The sequence below is a fragment of the Streptomyces sp. NPDC046977 genome (genome assembly GCF_040644455.1).
GTDB lineage: Bacteria > Actinomycetota > Actinomycetes > Streptomycetales > Streptomycetaceae > Actinacidiphila.
Window position 1 is genome coordinate 174897 of the sequence record NZ_JBEYWO010000020.1, and the last position, 17464, is coordinate 192360.

Here is a 17464-nt window from a genome sequence, read left to right on the forward strand (position 1 = left end):
GAGAACGGGCCTGCTCGGCGCGCCGTCTGCGCAGGATCGCATCGTCTCGCTCGCCTTCTGCACGGGAGTGGGCCGGCCCGGTCATCCTACGGCGGCGGTCCCTGCCACCTCCGCCAGGAACGGCGGATCGGCACCCCGGCGCGCGCACGTCAGCTCGGCCACCCGCGCCGCCAGGGCGAGCGCGGCCGCCACGTCCCGGAACGCGGGGCCGCCGCGGGTCGCCGCGCACAGCCGCAGCCGTCCGGCCCGGTCACCGAGCAGGCCCGCGGCGAGCAACCCCGAGAGCAGCCCCGCCATGAAGGCGTCCCCCGCGCCGATCGTGTCCGCCACCGGAACGCGGCGCCCGGGCACACGGTGCCGGCGGTCCGGCGGGCAGAAGGCCTCTGCCCCGCCCGCGCCCCGGGTCACGACGACCAGGCAGGGCCCCCGGCGCGCCCAGTCCGCGGCGACGTCCTCCGGCGCGCGGCCGGGGCAGAGCCAGGCGAGGTCCTCCTCGCTCGCCTTCACCACGTCCGAGAGGGCCACCAGCCGCTCCGCACGCGGCCGTTCGGCCTCCGGCGGCCCGAGCAGCGCCGGACGGAGGTTCGGGTCGTACGACACGGTGTGGCCCGCGGTCCGGGCCGCCTCGGCGAGCGCGAGGACCGGGAGGCGCCCGGCTCCAGGGCGGTGGCGACGGAACCGGTGTGGACATGTCCGGGGACCGCCGGCGGCCGGAGCGGCGCCGGGTCCCAGGCGATGTCGAACCGGTAGGCGGCGCTGCCGTGTTCGTCGAGGAAGGCGCGCGCCGTGGAGGTGGGACCGTCCGACACCGACCCCGGGGCCAGGACGACACCGGAACGGGTGAGGTGCTGCCGCAGCAGCTCGCCGTACGCGTCCCGGCCGAACCGCGTGGCGAGTTCCACGCGGTGGCCGAGGCGGGCCAGGCCCAGTGCGGTGTTGGCGGGGCTGCCGCCGGGATGGGCGCGCTCGCCGTCGGCGTCCACCACCACGTCCGCCAGCGCCTCGCCCACGACGAGCGTGGCGGCGGCCGTGCTGCCCGCAGGAGCGGGCGCGGTCACGGCTGCACCAGGATCTTGCGGCCCAGGCCCGCCGAGAAGCGCTCGACGGCCTGCGCGTAGCCGCTCAGCGGGAAGCGGTCGCTGATGAACACGCCGGGGTCCAGCACCCCGGCCGCGAACAGTTCGGCGGCCCGCTCGTAGCTGTGCAGTACGGCCATCGAGCCGGTGATGGTGATCTCCTGGTTGTAGATCCGGTACGGCTCGATGACGGCGCGGGCGGCGTAGTCCGCGACGCCGAACTGGAGGAAGGTGCCGCCCCTGCCGACCCGCCCCAGGCCGTCCTGGATGGCGGCGGCGTTGCCGGTGGCGTCGATCACCACGTCCCAGCCGCGCGGACGCGTGATCGCGTCCGCCGACGCGGTGGCGTGGTCGCAGCCCAGCAACCGCGCCGTGGCGAGCCGTTCGGGGTTGATGTCCACGACGTCGACGCTCGCGGCCCCGGTGCGCTTGGCCAGTTCCAGCATCATCAGGCCCATCGTGCCCGAGCCGTAGATCAGCACATGGGCGCCCAGTCGGCCGCGCAGCACGTCGTAGCCGCGCACCGCGCAGGACAGGGGCTCGATCAGCGCCGCGTCCGCGGTCGCCACATGCTCGGGCAGGACGGCGCAGTTGGCGACCGGCGCCACCGCGAACTCCGCGGCGCCGCCCGGCTCGGTGACGCCGATCGCGGCCCAGCGCTCGCACAGGTTGCCCCGGCCCTGGCGGCAGTAGTGGCATTCGCCGCAGTGCAGCGAGGGATCGACCGCGACCCGCGCGCCGACCGCCACCTCGGTGACGGCCGTCCCCACCGCGACCACCTCGCCGGCGAACTCGTGCCCCGGAACGATCGGCAGCGTGGGCGCGAACTCGCCCTGGAGGATGTGCAGATCGGTGCCGCACAGCCCGCACGCCGCCACGGCGACGACCACGTCCCGCGGCCCGGGGGCCGGGTCCTCGACGGTGGTGAGCTCGATCCTGCCGGGTTCGGCGATGACCACTGCCTTCACTTGACGGCTCCCAGGGACAGGCCCTGGACCAGACGGTCCTGGGCGGCGAATCCGGCGACAAGGACGGGCAGGGACACCACGACGGCCGCGGCGCAGACCTTGGCGAGGAAGAGTCCCTGGCTGGTGACGAAGGAGGTGAGGAAGACGGGCGCGGTCACCGAGCGCACGCCGGTCAGCACCCGCGCGAAGAGCATCTCGTTCCAGCTGAAGATGAAGCAGATCAGCGAGGTCGCGGCGATGCCCGGCGCGGAGAGCGGGAGGAGCACACGGCGGAAGACGGTCGGGAGCCCGGCGCCGTCGATCGCGGCGGCCTCCAGGATCGCCGGCGGGATCTCCGAGAGGAAGGACCGCATCATCCACACCGCGATCGGCAGGTTCATCGAGGTGTAGAGCAGGACCATCAGCCAGATGTTGTCCAGCAGGCCCAGGTTCTGCGCCACGAGGTAGACGGGCAGCAGACCGGCCACGGCGGGCAGCATCTTCGTCGACAGGAAGAAGAACAGCACGTCGGACCACTTGCGCACGGGCCGGATCGACAGCGCGTACGCCGCGGGCACGGCCAGCGCGAGTACCAGCAGGGTGGAGACCAGGCTCGCGGTCAGCGAGTTGATCAGCGCGGGCCACGGGCTTGCCCCGGTGGACGCCCCGAAGAACTCGCGGTAGCCGTCCAGGGTGAGCCCCGCCCCCAGCGAGGGCGGGTTCGTCGCGGCGTCCGTCTCGTGGTGCAGGGAGGTCAGCACCATCCAGGCGATCGGCAGGACGAAGAGCAGCCCGGCGGCCCAGGCGCCCAGCCCCCACAGGGGGCCGGGACGCCGTCCGGCGGGCCGCCGTCCGGCGGCGGCACTCATGAGGACTCCTCCTTCAGCAGCGTCGACACCAGGCGCAGGGCGAGGGTGGCGACGACGATGGTCCCGGCGACCACGACCACGCCGGCGGCCGACGCCCGGCCGTAGTCGTGCGCCTTGTAGAAGGACTCGTAGATCGTGTAGGGCAGGTTGGCGGTGCCGAGGCCGCCCGAGGTGAGGGTGAAGACCGCGTCGAAGTTCTGCACGACGTAGATCGAGCCGAGCAGGGCGGCCAGTTCGAGGTAGCGCCGCAGGTGCGGCAGGGTGAGGTGGCGGAAGACCTGCCAGGCGTTCGCGCCGTCCACCCGGGCCGCCTCCACCACCTCCGTCGAACGGCTCTGCAGCCCGGCGAGCAGGATCAGCATCATGAACGGGGTCCACTGCCACACCAGCGAGGCGGTGATCGCGCCCAGCGGCATGGAGGTGATCCAGTCGGGCTGCGGCGGGCTGTCGCTGCCCGCCTGCTTCCCCAGCCAGGTCAGCGCGCCGTTGAACAGCCCGTACTCCGGGTTGTAGAGCGCGTGCTTCCACAGCAGCGCGGACGCCACGGGAACCAGCAGGAAGGGCGCGATCAGCAGGGTGCGCACCAGCCCGCGGCCGCGGAAGCGGCGGTCGAGCAGCAGGGCGAGCAGCAGTCCGAGCAGCAGGCTGACCAGGACGACGGCGGCCGTCAGCCACACCGTGGTCAGCACGGAGGAGCGCAGGTCGGCGTCGGCGAACACATCGGCGTAGTTGCCGAGCCCCGTGAAGCCGCGGCGGTCGGGGTAGAGCGCGTTCCAGTTCATGAAGGAGATCACCAGCGTCGCCACGAAGGGCAGTTGGGTGACGATCACCATGAAGACCAGGGCCGGCACGAGCGGCGCGCGGCGCGCCCAGGCCGCGGCGCGCCCCGGGACGGGCGGCCGGGCGGCCACCGGCCGGGCCGGCGCCCGGCCGCGTGCCTTGCGGGTGAAGGTGCTGGATGTACCGGTCATGTCCGAATCACCCGTTCCGGTACTGCGCCGCGACCTTCTCGGCCAGCTGCTGGGACTTGTCCAGCGCGGCGTCCACCGAGGTGCGTCCGGCGATGGCGGAGGCGATCTCCTGGGAGACCTTGGTGCCCAGGTCGGGGAACTCCGGGATGTCGACGAACTGGATGCCCAGGGTCGGCCGGGGCTGAGTGCCGGGGTCGCGCGGATCGGCGCCCGCGATGGCCTCCTCCGTGGCCTTGGCGAACGGGCCCGCGACCTTGAGGTAGTCGGCGTTCCCGTACGTCGAGGTGCGCTTGCCGGCCGGGACCCGGGCCCAGCCGAGCTTCTTGCCGACCAGCTCCTCGTACCCCTTGCCCGAGGCCCACGCGACGAATCGCGCGGCGTCGTCCTGGCGCTTGCTCGCCTTCTGGATGCCCCACGCCCAGGTGTACAGCCAGCCGGAGTTCCTGGTGTTCACCACGGGGGCGGGCGCGTAGCCGACCTTTCCGGCGACGGGGGAGTCGGCGCTGTCGAGGATGCCGGCCGCCGAGGTCGCGTCGTACCACATGGCCGTCTTGCCCTGCTGGAAGGCGCCAAGGCACTCGGCGAACCCGGCCTGCGGGGCGCCCGCCTCGCCGTGCGCGCGGACCAGGTCGACATAGAACGTCGTCGCCTGCTTGAAGGCGGGCGCGTTCACCTGCGCCTGCCAGTCCTTGGTGAACCACGTGCCGCCGAAGGTGTTGACCACCGTCGTGAGCGGCGCCATCACCTCGCCCCAGCCGGGCAGGCCGCGCAGGCAGATGCCCTTCATGCCGGGCCTGGCCCCGTCCGCCTTCGCCGCGAGGTCCGCGACCTGCTGCCAGGTGGGGTGGTCGGGCATCGTGAGCCCCTCGGACTCCAGTACGTCCTTGCGGTACATCAGGAACGAGGACTCGCCGTAGAAGGGCTCGGCGTACAGCTTGCCGTCGGCGCCGGTCAGGCTCTCCTTCATGGAGGGCAGGATGTCGGCCTGGTCGAAGTCCGGGTCCTTGGCGACGGTGTCGTCCAGGGGTGCCAGCCAGCCGTTCTTGCCGTAGATCGGCGCCTCGTAGTTGCTGATGGAGGCGACGTCGTAGGTGCCCGCCTGGCTGGAGAACTCCTGGCTGATCTTGTCCCGGACGTCGTTCTCGGGCAGCACGGTGAAGTTGACCTTGATACCGGTGCTCTGGGTGAAGTCGGAGGCGGTCAGCTTCTGCAGGTCCAGCATCTGCGGATTGTTGACCATCAGGACGTTCACCGAGCCGCCGCCGGCGTCGTCGCTGCCGCCTCCCGCGCCGGCGCAGCCGGTGGCCAGCAGGGCGGCGCACGCCGCGACGGCGGTGAGGCGGGGGACGGCACGTGCAACGGCGGGGCGCGGCCGGGTCGTTCGGGGGTCGTGGGCACGCATCGAGGAAGCCTTTCTCTGGAGAGGTCCCGGTGGCGCGCGCCGGTTCGGGGGCGCGCGAGGGTGTGCCGGGCCGGCCCGCGGCGGCTCGCACACGGGCTGGGGGGAGGGGACGGTGGTCAGACGCGGATGACGCTGGGTCCGAGCAGGGAGTATCGGTGGGCCTCCGCGGCCGGCAGGCCCGTGTCGGTCACGACGGTCTCGAAATCGCCGATCTCGGCGAACCGGCAGAAGCTCGACACACCGAACTTCGTGTGGATCCCGACCAGCACGCGGCGCCGCGCGGAGCGCACCGCCTGGGCCTTGACGTCCGCGACGACGGGGTCGGGGGTGGTGAGTCCGAAGTCGCGGGAGATGCCGTTGGCGCCCATGATCGCCAGGTCGATGACGAACGAGGACAGCATCTGGGTCGCCCAGGAGCCGACGGTGGCCAGGGTGCGGCCCCGTACCCGGCCCCCGAGCAGCAGCACGGTGGTCTCGGAGGACTGGGCGACCGCCGCCGCGGTCGGGAGCGAGGCGGTCACCACCGTCAGCGGCCGGTCGGTGGGGAGCAGGGCCGCCAGCAACTGCTGCGTGTAGCCCTCGTCGACGAAGACCGTCTCGGCCTCGCCGAGCAGCTTCACCGCGGCCGCGGCTATCCGGCGCTTGCTCTCCACCTGATGGGTCTCGCGCCGGGCCAGGTCGGTCTCGAAGCCCGCGCTCTCCACGGGGTAGGCGCCGCCGTGGGTGCGGCGGACCAGTCCCCTGCGCTCCAGTTCGCTCAGGTCGCGGCGGATGGTCTCCGGCGCGACCTTGAAGTCCGAGGCCAGCGCGGTGACCTCCACCTGGCCGGACTGCCGCACCAGGGCCAGGATCCGGTGCTGCCGTTCGTCGCCCCGCATGACTCGCACCTCCCTGGTCCGCCGCTCCCGCCGGTCGGGCGCGCCGTTCGCCGGCACCCCGCGGCCGTTCGGGCAACTTCGGGCACCGGGCGCCCGTTTGGGCCCGCCCGAGATTTATACCGCCGCGGGGGGCGGGCCGGTCAGCCCGTACCAGGGAAGACTGTGCCCGGATCCGCCCGTTTCCCGGTACGGTGAATCCCAGCTCAGAGGGTGTCCGGCGGCATCCGGGCAGTGAGTTTGCCGGTTTTTCTGCGTTTGACTCGTCGCCGGGGCTCCCGTGGCCGGACGAACGGAGCGGCGGAACGATGACCACCTGGCGGCACACCCTGGACCGTGCCGGCATCGCCGACCCGGCGCTGCGCGAGGCCTACACCGCCCAGCGCCGCTTGGTCACCCGCTTCGACCGCGCCACCTTCACCGGGGTCCGGCTCCTGCTGCCGGCCGGACTCGTCCCCGACGTGGTCGCCGCCACCGCGTTCATGCACCACACGGACAACCTGCTCGACCAGGACGCCGACGGCGGGGCGGCCCGCGCGGCGTACACGGCCTGGGAGCGCCGCGTGCGCGCCGCCCTGACGGACGGCGGCGACGGTGGCGGCGCCGGTGGTGACGGGGACGGTGACCGGCTGCTGCGGGCCCTCGCCCACACCGTCGCGCGGCGGCCCGAGCTCGGAGACGTCGTTGCCGAGTACCTCGTCGCCGCCCCGGCCGACGCCGGATGGCGCGGCTTCGCCGCCGAGGCCGACTTCCAGGCCTACGTCGACGCGTACTCCCTGCCCGCCTTCCTGCTCGTCGCCCGCCTGCTGGCGCCGGCCACCGGATACGACGGCTACCGCGCCGCCTGCCGCACCTTCGTCGAGGCCGCCCAGCGCCTGGACTTCCTGGAGGACGTCGCCGAGGACCTGCGCGCCGGCCGCCTCGGCATCCCCGAGGACGCCCTCGCCCGCCACGGACTGACCCGCGACGGCCTCGAACGCGGCGCGCCGGCGGGCGACTTCGCGGGGCTCGTACGCGAGGTCGCCGCGACCACCCGGCACGGCCTCGCCGACGCCCGGCCCCTGATCGACCTCGTCCCCGCGCCGCACCGGCCCATGACGCGCGCCTTGATCGCCCTCCAGGGCCACCGGCTGCGCGCGGCGGAACGCGCCGGGGCCGCGCTGCTCCAGGGGCCGGCCCGGCGCCCGGTCGCCGCCGCGCTGGGCACCCTCGCCGGCGCGTACGCGAGCACGCTGCGCCGCTCCCCGGGCGTCTGAGCGGCCCGGGGCCCCGCGGCGAGTGCCCGGACGCTCGTGGGTGTCGTCGGCCGGTGCGTTTTCCGTGGGTGAGAATTCCCCCCGAGGGAACGGTGTGTTTCCGGTGCCGTGGGCGTGCGGCACCTGGAGGGACTTAATATAAGGTTCAAGCATCGGTGGTCGGGCGACGGGGGAGTCGCCGTGCCCGTGTCCCGTGGAACGGCAAGGACGCCGTCGCGGGTACCGATGAGGAATTTGCGGGCGGTACGCCGGCGAGGTGTGTGGCACAGGTGCCGGGCGATGCATGGTCCGCACCCCCCTTTCCTTTCCCGGTACAGCGCGTTCCGTCCATGCCAGGTGGGGAGTTTCCTTCGTGGGGCAGCATCAGCATCTCTATTCGCATTCCTTGTATCCCGTGCTGGCCTACCTCATGGCGGCAGTGGGCTCCGGACTCGGCCTCGCCTGCGCGGCCCGTTTCCACGCCCGGGGAGTGGCCCGGGGCTGGTCGTGGCTCGCCGCCGGGGCGCTGACCCTCGGGTCGGGCATCTGGGGAATGCACTTCATCGCCATGCTCGGCTTCGCCGTCGACGGCGTGGAGTTCCGCTACGACGTGCCGCTGACCATCGTCAGCCTGCTGGTCGCCATCGTGATCGTCGGCCTCGGGATGTTCGTCGCCGGAGTGCGGCGGTCGTGGTCCGGGCTGCTCACCGGCGGTGTCGGCGCCGGGATCGGTGTCGCCGCGATGCACTACATGGGCATGCAGGCGCTCCTGTTCCCGGGCGAGGTCGCCTACACGACCTCGCTCGTGGTGCTCTCCGTGGTGATCGCCGTCGTGGCGGCCACGGCCGCCCTGTGGTTCACCCTGAGGGTGAAGGGGACCTGGGCGACGGTCGGCGCGGCCCTGGTGATGGCCGTCGCGATCAGCGGAATGCACTACACGGGAATGGCGGCCGTGAACGTGCACAATGTGTCCGGCGTCCACACCGACACCGGTGTCACCGGCCTGGTCCTCGTCGCACCGCTCATCATCGGACTCGGCCTCGAACTCATGCTGATCACATTCGCCGTTCTCATGAGCCCCGTCGAGGAGGCGCCGAACGGCACGGAGGTCCCGGCGGCCCCGGCGGAGGAATTCCGGGTCGCGTCGTGGAATGGCTCCCGTGTTTCACCCGCCGCGGCGCCCGCCGCCTATCAGGAGCCCGTTTCCGGACCGGGAAATCACGGCTCGTTCGGCGGTTCCCAGAGCAATCCGTTCCATGAGTCCCGGGAATCAAGGGAATTCAGGGACTGATGGCGGGCGGTCGCCGGGCCGGCCGCGCGAATTCGTGACGAACAATCAACAAAGTTCGTCCAGAGCTCCTTTGGGTCCGCGCCGCCGTCCACCACGCCCCTGTGGCGGTGGACGGCGGCGCGGGTTCGGGGGTCAGCTCCCGGGCACGGTGTCGGTGAAGGCCGTACCCGCCGAGCGGTAGGCGGCGACCTTGGCGGCGACCTGAGCCGGGGTCAGCACCTGGTCCTTGACGAAGAGGACCCAGTCGACCTGCTGGTCGTACGAGCGCGCGGTGCTGCCGGTCTGACCGGTGAGGTCGATCAGCCAGTGGTTGAAGTCGATCCACTGGCTGGTCTCGGGCAGGTAGGGCTCGCCGTGCGTGCCGAAGACCTGGCCGTCGATGGAGTAGGTGATGGCGTTGTTGTCGATGGTCACCTGGAGGTCGTGCCAGCCGTCGTAGCCGGCGCGGTTCTCCGAGTGCGTGTTGACGGCGTTCCACGGGTCCGGGTTGTAGGTCTCCCAGGACGTCGTGTACATGATGTTGCTCGGCTCGCCCCAGCCGCCGTTGGGCAGGTACTCGAAGTCCTGCTCGCTGTAGTTGGGGTCCATGGGCGCGTTCAGCGGGGTGAAGGCGAAGAACGTCTGGACGATGTGGTCCCCGTCCGGGCCGCCGGCCGCCGTGTCGTCGAAGCGGACCCGCGCCGCGTAGGTGCCGTTGCGGAACTTGCGGGCACTGGTCTGGATCTCGGTCTCCTTGGTGCCGGCGGCGGTGCCGTCGGTGGTGAGCCGGAGATTCATGACCTTGTCGCTGCCGGTGCCCGCGACGAAGGTGACGTCCTGCGGGGACCAGGTCGCGCCGGGCACGCCCGGGCCGCCCTGGCCGGACTTGACGGTCCAGCCGTGGCTCTGCAGCGCCGCGTCGCTGCTGGAGGCGTAGCGGAAGTCGTCGAAGAGCGCGGGCGCGTTCGGGTCGGTCGGCGGATTCGTCGGCGGGTCGGTGGGGGGATCGGTCGGGTCGTTGCCGGCCGGGGCGGTGCCCCAGACGACCGAGCCGCCGCGCTGGAGGGTGACCTTGCTCCAGTCCGCGTACGCGGTCTGCGTACCGCTGAAGGAGTAGTCGTCGGACTGCGTCAGCCGCTGCCAGTCCGCGCGGTAGAAGCGCAACTGCATGTCGCCGGTGTTCTGGCCCGGGGCGAGCGTGCCGGCGCCGGAGGTGAAGCCGATCTCCAGGTAGCGGTCGGCGGTCGCGGTGGGGTTGGCGAGCGTGCCGAACGTGCCGGTGATGTTGGAGCAGCCCTTGACCGCCCAGGAGCAGGCGAAGCGGTACGCGGTCGAGGAGCTGTCGGCCTTGAAGTAGTAGCGCAGCGTCACCTCGCTGAGCGGGACGCCGGTGCTCCCGGTGTTGGTGATCTCGAACCAGGGCTCTGCCTGGTCGGCGGTCGCCCCCGAGGCGCTCGTGCGGTACTGGGCGCTGAGGGTGCCCACCGCGGCGGACGCGGGCAGGGCGGTCAGCCCGGCACAGGCCAGACCGGCCGCGGCGCAGACGGCCATGGCCGTGCGGATCCGGGCGGATCCGCGGCGCGGGCCGGTGGTGCGGGACGTTCCTGACATGGTGATCCCTTCCAGTCGGTGGAGCGCGTGGGGCTTACCACTTGGCAACTGGTCTTCCACTGGTAAGGGAAAATGGCATAGACCTGATGGGGGGTCAAGAGGCCGGCGGGCAAGGGAAATCGGGCTCCCTGTCGACGGGTTGGGCCGGAACCACTGGTGAACTGGTCAGCAACTGGCTAGCCTCGCACCGTACGGCGCTGCGCCGTACGCCGCGACTGCCGGGCAGGGAACGGGGGCTGATCCATGACGGGCGAGGCGCCGCGGTCGCCGCTGAAGCGGGAGAAGGTCCGCGACCATCTGCTGGAGCTCGTCGAGTCGCAGGCGCCCGGCACACCGATCCCTTCCGAACGCGCCCTGTGCGAGCGGCTGGACGTCTCGCGGCCCACCGTGCGCTCCGCCGTCGACGAACTCGTCAACACCGGCCTGCTCGTCCGCCGGCACGGCAGCGGCATGTTCGTCGCCCCCGCGAAGATCACCCAGGAACTCGCCCAGGGGGCCTCCGTCTTCACCCTGCCCCAGGCCGGGGGCGACTGGCTCAGCCGCGTGCTGGAGTTCGCCACCGTGCGGGCGGGCGCGCGCGTCGGCCGCAAGCTGCGCATCTCGCCCGCCGCCGAGATCGTCTACATCGCGCGGCTGCGGCTGGTCGACGGCGAGCCGATGGCCGTGGAGTACCTGCACGTGCCCGCCGGCCTGGTGCCCGGACTGCGCGCCGCCGACATGGAGTCCGGGGACTTCTACGCCTTCCTGCGCGACCGGCACGGCGTCCAGGTGCACGAGGCCGTCCAGTCCATCGAGCCCACGGTCGCCAACGAGGAGGAGGCGCGGCTGCTCGCGGTGCCCGTGCTCTCCCCGGCGCTGCTCTTCGACCGCCTCACCTGCGACGCGCAGGGGCAGCCCGTGGAGTACGTCCACTCGCTCTACCGCGGCGACCGCTACCGCATCGTGTCCCGGCTCGCGCTGGCCGGCACGGTACCGCCGGGGCCCGCACCGGCCGGGCACCACCCCGGGATGCCCCCGGACGAGCGCGCCGCACCGGCCGGCACGCTCGCCTCCTTCGTCGGGGACGTCCAGCCGCGGACTAGCTGAACGGGTCCAGCGTGATGTACGCCTGCTGCGGATTGCCGTCGTTGACCAGCGACTCGTGGTTGCCGACGTCGTCGAAGGCGAAGGCGTACGCCCTGCCGTCGGCCATCCGCTCGTGGAGGGCGCGGGCGTAGTGGTTGGTGACGGCGTCCTGGTAGAAGTTCGCCGCGCTCGTGTCGGGCTGGCCGGGGTTGACCAGCAGCGTCGACCGGTTGAACCCGGCGCACAGGGTGCGGGAGATCGGGCCGCGCACCAGGTCGTTGGGGGCGTCCAGCAGCTTGTAGCAGCCGAAGACGCTGTCGCTGTCGGGCTTCTGGAAGGAGGTGACCACCGCCCCGGAGGAGTTGGTGAAGTTCATGACGCCGCCCGAGACACGCCCGAAGTACCGGGTGCCGGGCTGGTTCGCGAACGGGGTCACGGTCAGGGTGGAGGTCGTGTACTTCTGCCAGACGCGGTTGATGTAGTCGTCCATGACCGTGCGCGGCAGCGCGCCGGTCTCGATGCCGTGGCCGGGGGACAGGGCGCGCAGCACGGTGCCGTCCGAACGGGTCTGGATCAGGCCGGCCCATCCGCCGCCCCGGGCCCGCAGCGCGTCGAAGAAGCCGGTGTACCCGCCGGGCTTGAGGTGCCCGGTGGTCTTCACGGAGCCGTCGGCCAGCCCGACGCCGACCGCGTAGGGCGCCGAGACCATGTCCACCTGCGTGCTGTTGATCCACAGCCCGGCGTCATTGAGCGTGTACTCGGTCCAGTTGAACAGGATGTCGCGGTTGGGGTCGCTCGGGTTCTGCACGGCGGGCTGGACCAGGCCGCCCGTCGTCACCTTGAAGACGAGCTTCTGGCCGTACGAGAAGTAGAGCCGCCCCGAGAACTTGGGCATGCGGATCGTGACCGACCGGCCGCCTGCCGGCCCGGCGATCGACGCGTCCGGTGCCGGCGTCGGCGGGTTGCCCCCGGCGGGCCAGGCGTGGAACGTGCCGTTCGCGTCGGCCCAGCCCTGCTGCCCGGTCGACAGCTGGGTGCCGAGGTTGTACAGGTACACCGGCCCCGTCCGGCCGGAGTTGTTGGTGACGGTCAGCGGGATGGTGGCCGGGACGGCGGCGCCGGCGCGGGACGTGCCGCCGAGGGCCGTCAGGCCGACGGCCACCAGCAGCGCGGCGAACAGCACCGCGAGGACTCCGCGTTGAGCGACTCGGGCGTGCATGTGGTTCCTCCTCGTGTGGGGGGTGGAGGATGCGGGCGCTCCGATGAGAGCGCTCTCAAATCTCCGCGCCACAGCGCGCACTGTCAATCCGCTGTTGCCAAGTCGTTTGTGCGGGACGCGTGTTGCCGTGCGACGGGCCCGGCCGCTCTCGCGGCCGGGCGCCGCGTTGGCCGCTCTCCTCAGCCGCCGATGATCGACAACCCGATGACCACACCGGCCGAGACCGTGATCTTCCCCGGTGTCAGATCGCCCTCGCCGTCGGCCCCGCTGCCACTGCTGTGACTGCGGTAGGTGTTGCGCATCTGCTCGGAGTCCACGTCCTTGACGTGGATCACCGGGCCGAGCCGGACGGAGGCTGCCTCCGCGTACAGGGCCGCCTTCTCCCGGGCGGCGGCAACAGCGGCCTTGCGGGCCCGCGCACGCAGGTCCTTCTTGGTGCTGACGTCGAACTCCACGCCCTCGACGTGGTTCGCCCCGGCCTCGACGACGTTGATGAGCACGGTCTCCAGGAGGTCCAGTTCGCGCAGTTCGATCACGAACGACGCCGTGCACTCGTAACCGAGGAACGTGCGCTCGTTCCCGTAGGTCCACGAGGATCGCAGGTTCAGGCGCGACGAGGACACGGCCGCGTCGGGAACGCCGTGTCTGCGCAGCACCTCCCGGATCCGGTTGGTGCCGTCCCGCGTGACCTCGAACGCCTCACCGGGAGTCGGTCGCGTCTGTACGACGGCCAGGCGCAGCCGGGCCAGATCGGGCGCGGCGTCCACACTGGCCGCACCGAACACGGATATGCCCCATGGGGCGTCTATGGTCTGATGGCTGCTCATGCCATCCATCCAACCAGGACGGCCCCCGGTTCCGAAGATCAGCGCCCGTCCGGCGGCCGCGCGGCGGAGTCGCCTGCGGCGCGGGTTCGGCGCCGTCGAGCCGGGACGGGGCATGGCCGCGAAGGGGTGGTCGTCCGCGGCCGGTCCGTCCCTGTGTCCCGGAGGACGACCTCCTCGACGTCGGCGTACGCCGGCCGATGGTCCTCGGCGGGAGTCTGCCGGACGGGCCCTGGGGGGACGTCCCAGTTCCTGAGCGTGCCGTCGATCCGGACGACGAACCGCGGCGCGCCGTCCGGATCCCTGGCCCACGGTGACACTCCGTCAGTCGAACACCGGGGGCCGTGGCGTTCCCCGCTCCCGCGGTCAGGTGGCGGGCGCGGGGCTCGGACCGGGGTCCGGCAGCGGGCCGGGCTCCGGTCCGGGACCCGGCGGTGACGGGTCCGGCGGCACCGGTTCGGGGCCGGGACGCGGCGGCTCCGGCGGTACGGGGTCGGGGCCGACGGGCGGCGGCAGGGGGCCGGGCGAAGGGCCCGGGCCGGGGCCCGTGGGACCCGGAGAGGGGACGGGGCTCGGGGGCACGGGGTCGGTCATGACCTGGTCCTCCTCGGAGGTGGATCGAGGGGTTCTCCAGGGTCGCGTACCCGGAGCCGCGGCGGTGACACGGCCCGTGGCGGCGGCGCTTCTACGCGGCGGCGGCGAAGAGCTCCTCCGTGCCGGACAGCGACAGCAGCCGTCCCACCTGCCCGCTGACCGCGCTGAGCGTGACCGTGCGGCCGCTGTCCAGCGCGTGCAGGCGGACCCGCAGCAGGGCGTTGAGCCCGGCGCAGTCGCAGAAGGAGACCTCGCGCAGATCGACGTCGAGGCCGCCGGGGCCGTTCGTGCCGTCGCCCAGCACGGACTCCAGCGCATGCCGCAGTGCCTCGGCGCCGTCCTGGTCGATCTCACCGGCGACGATGGCCAGCGGCCGGTCCTCGGCCCCGCCGAAGCGGACGGTGAGCCGGTGGGCGGCCCATGCGGGACGGGGTGGGGGGAGGGGCGGCACAGGGAGCTCCCAGTGGGGTGGAACGCTCGATCCCCTTCAGGTTCGGGCCGCCCACCGGTCGCGTCAAGTGACGCAGGGCGCGGACCGGCCGTTTCACGACACCGCCACACCGCGCCGACCGGTCGTCCGCAGGACCGCCCGATCCTCAGGCTCCGAGTGGTTCGCCGGCTTCGCCGCCCGTTCGCGGCAGCAGGCTGCGGGCCGCGCGCAGCGCCGCTTCCACGGTCGGTGCGCCGGTGGCCGCGCACAGGGCGGCGGCGAGGTCCTCCCTGTGCCTGCGGCGGGTCTCGCCGTCCCCCTCGCCCGCCGGCCGCACGCACAGCGACTCGTACCGTTCGACGAGCATGTACAGGACCACGGGATGCGCCACCAGCATGATCGAACTCCTTCCGCCGCCGACCGGACTCCGGAGCCGGCGAGGGACCGGAGGACGGCCACCGGAAACCGGATACCCGCCTTCCCCGCCTCCATTCGGGGTACATGGCAGGCATGGGTGGTGGCGATCCGCGGAGGTGCCGGCAATGGGGAGCTCGGAACTGTCCGACCAGGAGAGGCGCACGCTGGCGGGGATGGAGCGGCTGCTGAGCACCGACGCGGTCCTCGAACGGCGCCTGCGCACCATGCGTCTGACGCCCCGTGACCGGGCGATGGACGCCCTGCGGGACCGGTGGACGTGGCGGCTCCGGCCGCGGGTGCTGCTCGTCGCGATGCTCGTGGCCGTGTCGCTCGCCCTGCTGGTCGCGACCGTGCTGACCTGGCAGCCCGGCTTCGCGGTGGCGTTCGGGGTGAGCTGGCTGCTCGCCGTCACGGTGGCCTTCCGGCGGCCGGGGACGACCCGTCCGCGGAACTTCAGACCGCGCACCGGGTGATCGACGCGACGTGCGGGCTCAGCGGACAGCGGGCCGGCGGTCCCTGCGGGGGGCGGACGGTGACGACGCGGCGCGCGACCGGCGCAGTGCCCGGCGGCGCCTGATCGCCCGTCGGTCGTCCTCGGTCGTACCGCCCCAGATGCCCGGGTTCTGGCCGTTGTCCAGGGCCCACTGGAGGCACTGCTCCTCCACCGGGCACCGCTCGCAGACCGCCTTGGCCCGCTCCTCCTGGGCGGCCCCCGGCCCTGACGCACCGACCGGGAAGAACAGTTCGGGATCCTCGTCGGAACAAGCGGCGCTTCGCCACCAGCCCATGACAACTCCTTTCGGAGACGGGTACGGAGTGCTGCGGACGTCGTTGTGAGACGTCGGGTACCCGATCGGAGGGGACCCATGCGGCGGCGGACGGGAACCCGGGTAGACCCGGGTAGAGGAGAAGACGGCCTCGGGAGCGATGCGGGTCAAGCGGACCGAGGACGCAACGCCGCGCCGGAACCCTTACGTTGGGCTCACCGTGGACCGCATGGACGTGTGCGGCTCGTGCACCGGGACGCAGCGGCGCCGCCTCACGGATCTCCGCTCGGCACGCGACCGCTGTCGGGGGCGGTGGCCGGATCTGCCATTGACCCTGCTCAGCTCGTGATCGGGGTCCATTTCCGGTTCGCGTACCAGTAGTGCGGCAGGCCTTCGATGCTGCTGGTGCGGAACGGCAGGCCGTGGTCGTCGATGCGTTCGGTGCCGGTGCGCCCCTGTGAGGACCAGTCGAGCTCCAAGTACCAGCGGCAGTCGCAACTGGTGGTTCGGGCGTCGACGAACAGTACTTCGGGGTCTTTCGAGGACACCCGATAGGGCATCTGCAGCGCCGGGGTGGTCGTTCCGCTGTCGTTGCCCGGGACGGGGCGGGCGATGGGCCGGTCCTTGTCGAGGTTCACGGCGAAGGAGCGTGGGCTGATGTCGCTGCCGCAGCCTTGGCCGGTGAAGTAGACGGTGCCCTTGACGGGGGCGGCACGTCCGATGACGCGGACCCGCAGTGCTTCCAGGACGACGGCGGTGTCCGTTCGCCCCTGGACGGAGATCGAGAGGAGTATGCGGCCGCCGTGGACCGCGCCTTGGGTGCGGGCCCAAGGCGTGGCGTCCTGAGGGGCGGGTGGTGGTGGTACCTGCTGGGGTGGCTTGTCGATGACGTAGTCGTGCATGCAACCGACGTCCCAGAGCTGGGAGTCCGAGGTCCAGGTGAGGGGCGCAGCGGCGGGGGAGACCCTGGCGGAGGCCTTCGGGGACGGGCTCGTTGAGCGCTCACTCACGGGGGGTGCCTTCGGCGAGGGCGCGCCGGTCGGCCGCCCTCGCGTTGAGGAGGCGGATGCGGACGGTGCGGGGGTGTGGTGCCGTACGCCGGCCGCCTGCGTGATGGTCGTGCCGGACGCCCGCTTGTCGCCAGTGGCCCCGGAGTGCCCGGACAGCAGCAGGGACAGGCTGCCCAGGGTGGCGATCGTCGCGGTCACGACAGCCGCGGCGACCGTGGCACGCCGCCATGACCGGGGCGCCGGTGGGGTGGCAGGTGGCGTTGGGTCGTGCTCGCGCGACGAGCCGGCAAGGCTGTCCGCAGGGGTTCGCCGCGGACCGGGTGAGGGACCGGGTGAGGGACCGGACGGTGCCGAGGGCACGATCTCAGCGGCCGTCGTGGCGACGGGAACGGCGGCTGCCCGGGGCGTGAGTTCGGCCGCCCCATCGTCCGCGGGGCCCTCGCCGCCCGCCGGGCGCGCCCCGGCGTCCTCGGTCCGGGGCCGCTGCCGTGCCGCCACCGCCAGGACCCACCGCCGGTGCAGCTCGATCCGTTCGGCCGGAGTGGCCTCGCACATCGCGGCGAACCGCTCCACCGACGCGAAGCCGAGCGGCACGGTGTCCCCCGTGCAGTACCGGTGCAGCGTCGAGGCGTTCATGTTCAGGCGGCGCGCGAGGGCCGCGTAACTGCGGTCCGTGCGGGCCTTCAGACGCCGCAACAGCGCCGCGAACTCCTCCACCTCGTCCTGGGACGGCATCGCTTCTCCCACTCGGCGTCCCGGGACGGCATCCCAGGCACTCCCATAAGAAGAGGTCACAGGGCCTGGGACGGTTCCACCGTTGCGGAGGTGCCGTTGTGCGTTGTGCCCGGAGGGCGGGGGCGCCGACGCTCTTGTTGTCGCCGG

Annotated in this window: 18 protein-coding genes; 4 read left to right on the forward strand and 14 right to left on the reverse strand. The window is 72.5% G+C overall.

The window, feature by feature from the left end; all coding sequences use genetic code 11:
• Positions 1–81: 81 nt before the first annotated feature.
• The 7 genes from ABZ883_RS27695 to ABZ883_RS27725 form a co-directional block, all read right to left on the reverse strand.
• Complete coding sequence (locus ABZ883_RS27695) at positions 82–600, reverse strand: PfkB family carbohydrate kinase (RefSeq protein WP_360910687.1); 519 nt, start codon at positions 598–600, stop codon at positions 82–84.
• Entirely contained in the window at positions 504–1058 is a 555-nt protein-coding gene (locus ABZ883_RS27700) for a PfkB family carbohydrate kinase (protein WP_360910689.1), read from the reverse strand. Before ABZ883_RS27700 ends, ABZ883_RS27695 begins: the two co-directional genes overlap by 97 nt.
• Positions 1055–2044 carry a zinc-dependent alcohol dehydrogenase family protein gene (locus ABZ883_RS27705; protein WP_360910691.1) on the reverse strand — a complete coding sequence of 330 codons (990 nt, stop codon included), beginning with the start codon at positions 2042–2044 and terminating at the stop codon, positions 1055–1057. The genes ABZ883_RS27700 and ABZ883_RS27705 overlap by 4 nt, the downstream gene beginning before the upstream one ends.
• Complete coding sequence (locus tag ABZ883_RS27710; protein ID WP_360910693.1) at positions 2041–2892, reverse strand: carbohydrate ABC transporter permease; 852 nt, start codon at positions 2890–2892, stop codon at positions 2041–2043. The genes ABZ883_RS27705 and ABZ883_RS27710 overlap by 4 nt, the downstream gene beginning before the upstream one ends.
• Positions 2889–3863, reverse strand: coding sequence for a sugar ABC transporter permease (locus ABZ883_RS27715; protein ID WP_360910695.1), 975 nt, complete (start codon positions 3861–3863; stop codon positions 2889–2891). The genes ABZ883_RS27710 and ABZ883_RS27715 overlap by 4 nt, the downstream gene beginning before the upstream one ends.
• A gap of 7 nt (positions 3864–3870) precedes the next feature.
• On the reverse strand, positions 3871–5265 hold the full coding sequence (locus ABZ883_RS27720) for a sugar ABC transporter substrate-binding protein (RefSeq protein WP_360910697.1): 1395 nt from the start codon (positions 5263–5265) through the stop codon (positions 3871–3873).
• A gap of 116 nt (positions 5266–5381) precedes the next feature.
• Positions 5382–6143: a DeoR/GlpR family DNA-binding transcription regulator gene (locus ABZ883_RS27725; RefSeq protein WP_360910699.1), complete on the reverse strand. Its 762-nt coding sequence runs from the start codon at positions 6141–6143 to the stop codon at positions 5382–5384.
• Positions 6144–6448: 305 nt separating this feature from the next.
• On the opposite strand from ABZ883_RS27725, the gene ABZ883_RS27730 reads away from it, so the two are divergent.
• Both ABZ883_RS27730 and ABZ883_RS27735 read left to right on the forward strand, forming a co-directional pair.
• Positions 6449–7396: a squalene/phytoene synthase family protein gene (locus ABZ883_RS27730; protein ID WP_360910701.1), complete on the forward strand. Its 948-nt coding sequence runs from the start codon at positions 6449–6451 to the stop codon at positions 7394–7396.
• 394 nt (positions 7397–7790) lie between these two features.
• Positions 7791–8666 carry an MHYT domain-containing protein gene (locus tag ABZ883_RS27735; RefSeq protein WP_360910703.1) on the forward strand — a complete coding sequence of 292 codons (876 nt, stop codon included), beginning with the start codon at positions 7791–7793 and terminating at the stop codon, positions 8664–8666.
• A 132-nt stretch (positions 8667–8798) separates the two neighbouring features.
• On the opposite strand, the gene ABZ883_RS27740 is transcribed toward ABZ883_RS27735, so the two are convergent.
• Positions 8799–10196, reverse strand: coding sequence for a cellulose binding domain-containing protein (locus tag ABZ883_RS27740; protein ID WP_360910740.1), 1398 nt, complete (start codon positions 10194–10196; stop codon positions 8799–8801).
• A 303-nt stretch (positions 10197–10499) separates the two neighbouring features.
• Here ABZ883_RS27740 and ABZ883_RS27745 point away from each other — a divergent pair, with 303 nt between their 5' ends.
• A complete protein-coding gene (locus ABZ883_RS27745; RefSeq protein WP_360910705.1) occupies positions 10500–11342 on the forward strand; it encodes a GntR family transcriptional regulator in 843 nt (280 codons plus the stop codon).
• Here the strand turns inward: ABZ883_RS27745 and ABZ883_RS27750 are convergent.
• The 4 genes from ABZ883_RS27750 to ABZ883_RS27765 form a co-directional block, all read right to left on the reverse strand.
• Positions 11335–12540: a glycoside hydrolase family 64 protein gene (locus ABZ883_RS27750; protein WP_360910707.1), complete on the reverse strand. Its 1206-nt coding sequence runs from the start codon at positions 12538–12540 to the stop codon at positions 11335–11337. The genes ABZ883_RS27745 and ABZ883_RS27750 overlap by 8 nt on opposite strands.
• Before the next feature lie 179 nt (positions 12541–12719).
• On the reverse strand, positions 12720–13367 hold the full coding sequence (locus tag ABZ883_RS27755) for an SIMPL domain-containing protein (protein ID WP_360910709.1): 648 nt from the start codon (positions 13365–13367) through the stop codon (positions 12720–12722).
• Positions 13368–14049: 682 nt separating this feature from the next.
• Positions 14050–14409 carry an STAS domain-containing protein gene (locus ABZ883_RS27760; protein ID WP_360910710.1) on the reverse strand — a complete coding sequence of 120 codons (360 nt, stop codon included), beginning with the start codon at positions 14407–14409 and terminating at the stop codon, positions 14050–14052.
• Positions 14410–14554: 145 nt separating this feature from the next.
• Entirely contained in the window at positions 14555–14785 is a 231-nt protein-coding gene (locus ABZ883_RS27765) for a DUF5133 domain-containing protein (protein WP_360910712.1), read from the reverse strand.
• 145 nt (positions 14786–14930) lie between these two features.
• On the opposite strand from ABZ883_RS27765, the gene ABZ883_RS27770 reads away from it, so the two are divergent.
• A complete protein-coding gene (locus ABZ883_RS27770; protein WP_360910714.1) occupies positions 14931–15278 on the forward strand; it encodes a hypothetical protein in 348 nt (115 codons plus the stop codon).
• Positions 15279–15296: 18 nt separating this feature from the next.
• Here the strand turns inward: ABZ883_RS27770 and ABZ883_RS27775 are convergent, their stop codons facing one another.
• The gene (locus ABZ883_RS27775; RefSeq protein ID WP_360910717.1) at positions 15297–15593 is read right to left on the reverse strand and encodes a WhiB family transcriptional regulator; all 297 of its coding nucleotides are present in this window, start codon (positions 15591–15593) and stop codon (positions 15297–15299) included.
• A gap of 317 nt (positions 15594–15910) precedes the next feature.
• Positions 15911–17317, reverse strand: a complete 1407-nt coding sequence (locus tag ABZ883_RS27780; protein ID WP_360910719.1) for a helix-turn-helix transcriptional regulator — start codon at positions 17315–17317, stop codon at positions 15911–15913.
• Between the last annotated feature and the right edge of the window lie 147 nt (positions 17318–17464).